Source organism: Streptomyces sp. NPDC003393 (genome assembly GCF_053589015.1).
In genome coordinates this window covers 1-3,669 of the sequence record NZ_JBSFRB010000093.1, presented here as the reverse complement: position 1 = coordinate 3,669, position 3,669 = coordinate 1, and the positions used below count along the sequence as shown (strand labels likewise).

Sequence of the window (3,669 nt, the reverse complement as noted above, 5' to 3'; positions counted from 1 at the left end):
CATCGTGCTGATCTCCTTCGAGGCTTCGACACTTCGAAGATCAGCCGGTGGCCGTTCGTCTATGCGGGCCTCACCCCGACGCCGGAGCAAACCCCGGGTCGAACCCGTACACCACTTCTCCGGACGCAACCACGGCCGCCGGCGGCTGGATGCGGGTGCGGAAGCATGCACGGCAGTCACGGGGTACTCGGTAGTCGGCACGACTCCGACGAGAAGGTCGAGGTGCAGGCGCTGCTCCAGGGCGGCGAGACACTCGCCCACCTGCTCGAAGACCTCCCCTGGGAGCTGCGTTGGCTGAGCGGCGGGCGAGCTGTTCGCCATGGAGGAAGGCAGAAGGCACGTTCCCGTGGTGATGCGAGACCGGAGGGGTGCCGTGGAGCCGGATGACCAGATCATGCGCGGGCCTGGGGAACGGAGAGTCGCCGAGGCGGCGGAACGGATCGTGGCCGAGGGCGGGCCACGGTTGCACCGGACCTGGACGTCATTGGTGGCCACCTCGCTGCTGGGCGGTATCGATGTCGCTGTCGGCGTCATGGTGCTGCTGTTCGTGCGGCACGAGACCGGCAGTGAGCTCCTGGCCGGACTGGCCTTCTCCGTGGGGCTCATCGCTTTGCTGCTCGGTCACAGCGAACTGTTCACCGAGGGATTTCTCGTTCCGGTCGCCACCGTCATCGCGGGCGCGGCCACCTGGCTCGACCTGGTGCGGATGTGGGGAACGGTCCTGCTGATGAACCTGGTCGGCGGATGGGTGTTCATGTGGCTGGTCATGCGGGCCTACCCGGATCTGCATCGCACCGCGGCTGCCGCGGGCGCGAGGTTCGTCGACGGGGGGTACACACTGGGCACCTTCTGCCTCGCTGTGCTGGGCGGCGGCGTCATCACGCTCATGACCCGTATGCACCACGGCAGTGAGTCCATGACCGGCAAGATCACCGCATCGGTCACCACCGCGTTCGTCCTGGCCGGGCTCGGGCTGTGGCACTCGGTGCTGGACTCCCTCATCGCGTTCGCCGGCCTGCACACCGGCAGGACGTCCTACGGCTACCTCGACTGGCTGGGGTGGCTGGCCTGGGCGGTTCTCGGCAACATCGTCGGCGGCCTCCTGCTGACCACGACACTGCGCCTCATCCGCAGCGCCCCGGTGCTGAACGACGACAACGCGCAAACCGACTCGTGACGCCCGCGCAGCCGGTGAGATCACCGACCGCACCCAAGGTGGGCGAGGGTAGCCGTCAGCCGTTCAGGGCACCCTCGACGCCTGCCGGGGATGCGACATGGCTCGTGATGCCCCGCTGTCGCCGCCTGGACCCTTCGCTGCCTTGACGACGGTGCGTCATCTCCTGCTACCTGCCGAAAGAGGAGTGCGACCGGGACACCGCGTACTGGCTGGAGCGGGCCGGGCGCGAGGCGGTCCTGGTGCCGGGGGACTTGGCAGATCCGGCGTACTGCCGCGAGTCGGTCGTGGCCGGGCCGAGCAGCATGCTGGAACCTGCCGTGGCGAGCAGCCCGGCGGTCGTCTGCTGCAGCCACTGCTCTGACTCGGCGCCGAAGACCCACTCGAAGCTGCGCAGGTGCAGCAATGGCCAGCCGCCGCCGACCAGGTTGAACAGCCCTTGTGACCGGGCCACTCAGATGGGGTTCATCCCTGCCTCCTTGACTGCGGCCGCACCGGCCGTGAGAGACCGAGGCGCACCTGGTGCACCCCGTCGGAGAAGTGCACCAGCGGCTCGTCGGCGGGTGCCGGCAGTCCTGCCGCACGGGTCACGCTCTCGGTGAGATCGTCGAGACGCACCGCGCGCAGCGGCCAGGGCTCGTGCTCGACGGGCGTCTCCCACAAAACACCCGCGCCGTGCGTAAACGCCCGCCATCGTGACACCAGCCATACGTCCCGGTGCGTGGGGCGGATCGGTGGCCCCGGTCGTACGGTCATGCGGTAAGCCGATCCACCGCCCCACCTCGATCCGGTGTACGTCACGCTTTCACCGCTGCGCGCCAGCCGCGGGCGCCCGAGGTAGTACGGGGCCCCGATGGCGCGAGCCGCCAGCATCACCGGGCTGGCCACCTCGATCGACAGGAACCACAAGCCTTCCCGGCCGCTCGGTCCACGCACGTAGGTGCGCAGATTGGTCTCCGGAAAGGCGGCCAGCGCCACGGGGGAGCCGTAAGGGCGCACGTCGGCCATGACGAACGGGGTGAGCCCCACCCAGGCATGCCCGTCATAGGTGTCGACCGTAAGCCCATCGGGCAGCAGGCGTTGGATGACTTCTGGAGCGTACGCCCAGTGCAGAAAGGTCTGTGTCAGCCAGCCGGCCCGCAGTGCCGGCATGCGCACACGATGTTCCGGCCCGTACGTCACCACGCGCATCGACCCCCGCATGCCCGGGTCCCCACCACGATGAGTTCGCCGGGATACCGGCGGCTTCCGATCCGCCGCATTGGATCGGACCCGGTGGACAAGCCCCCTTCGGCCGTCTCCTGGACGGCCAGCAGACCCCGCAGCTTGTTGAAGGCATCCTGCTTGCGGGCCCCCTCGGCCTCCCGCACCTCTCCGAACAAAGCCCTGATGCGGGCGTGCTGCCGCAGGAGGATCCGGACGACACCGTCGTCGGGCAACTCCGCCGCCTTCTCGCATCGAGGTTCGTCGTCCATCTCGGGGAACCGCGCGCTCATCGCATGTCCTTCCGCCGGTGACAGCGACCGGGTCACCCTCGCGGGTGGCGACAAACAGCGTGCCACCGGGACTCGGCCAGGGCGCGGCCGAGTGATCGAATACTGGGGCCCTCTACTGCCGGGCCGCTTTCAAGGGGCTCATGAAGCCGACAGCCGAGTGCCGGCTGCTGTACGGCGACGCCCAGGTGTGCGACAGCGAGGGCGCGATCACCTTCCTCGTTGTGACGCGGAGCTGACGATGCCCAGAGCGTCTCGCACCCGGTCGTAAAGGCTCAGCGGTATACCCAGCAGGGCGTTCCCGGGAGGCCGTCGGGGGACGACGGGGTGCGGATGCGTCGGCGCGGTCTGTCGTACCGCCGCCCAGGTCATACCGAGTCTGCGTAGCCGGGCGGTGTCCACCGCGTCCTGCAACTGGGGGAGCAGAAGGTCTTCCTCATCCCTGACGTCCTGCCGTATCAGCGCTAAGGCCCGCCGCATCCTGTCCTCACGTCCGGGATCGCCGGCAGGAAGGCGCTCGATGTCCGCGACCAGATCGTTGATCTGCTGGTGTTCCTCCTCGACCCGGGCCGTCAGTTCCTCACCGTCCGAGACCGAGGCCCGTACGGCGGGCCACAGCACCGTCTCCTCTGCAAAGGCGTGGCTGAAGACCAGTCGGACGACCTGCTTCAGGGCGTGTTCCCGCTGGTGGAGGTCGTCGAGAGTCAGGTAGAGGTCCATCAGCCGGTCCATCTCCTGGCGCTGACGGCGTTGCCGCACCAGGACGCTGTGGCTGCCACCGAGCTGGTCGACGGTCTGGTCCTTGATGGTCTTCGACATGGCTGCTCCCGTGCGTGTTCCGAGCCGGGTCGCGCCGCCTGCCGGGCGCCGGATCTCCACGTTGGGCCGGGCCCCTCCGGGTACCCGGAGGGGCCCGGCCCCACGTGGGAACACGGGTGGGGGGCGGCGGGACGGGGGCGCAGCGGGGGGAGGAGCGTGAAGGGGGACGGAACCGGCGGCGGG

General features: G+C 69.1%; 5 protein-coding genes. 1 reads left to right on the top strand and 4 read right to left on the bottom strand.

Translation table 11 applies throughout. The features are described from left to right. Positions 1–373 precede the first annotated feature (373 nt). Positions 374–1,177, top strand: a complete 804-nt coding sequence (locus ACWDUZ_RS38445; RefSeq protein ID WP_451636469.1) for a formate/nitrite transporter family protein — start codon at positions 374–376, stop codon at positions 1,175–1,177. Positions 1,178–1,343: 166 nt separating this feature from the next. On the opposite strand, the gene ACWDUZ_RS38440 is transcribed toward ACWDUZ_RS38445, so the two are convergent. The 4 genes from ACWDUZ_RS38440 to ACWDUZ_RS38425 form a co-directional block, all read right to left on the bottom strand. After that, positions 1,344–1,628 (bottom strand): hypothetical protein, encoded by a 285-nt coding sequence (locus tag ACWDUZ_RS38440; RefSeq protein WP_451636468.1) that lies wholly within the window; start codon positions 1,626–1,628, stop codon positions 1,344–1,346. Positions 1,629–1,639: 11 nt separating this feature from the next. Beyond that, positions 1,640–2,326: a YqjF family protein gene (locus ACWDUZ_RS38435; RefSeq protein ID WP_451636467.1), complete on the bottom strand. Its 687-nt coding sequence runs from the start codon at positions 2,324–2,326 to the stop codon at positions 1,640–1,642. Positions 2,327–2,352: 26 nt separating this feature from the next. Then, on the bottom strand, positions 2,353–2,670 hold the full coding sequence (locus tag ACWDUZ_RS38430) for a hypothetical protein (RefSeq protein WP_451636466.1): 318 nt from the start codon (positions 2,668–2,670) through the stop codon (positions 2,353–2,355). 207 nt (positions 2,671–2,877) lie between these two features. Next, positions 2,878–3,486, bottom strand: coding sequence for a hemerythrin domain-containing protein (locus tag ACWDUZ_RS38425; RefSeq protein ID WP_451636465.1), 609 nt, complete (start codon positions 3,484–3,486; stop codon positions 2,878–2,880). Positions 3,487–3,669: the final 183 nt, after the last annotated feature.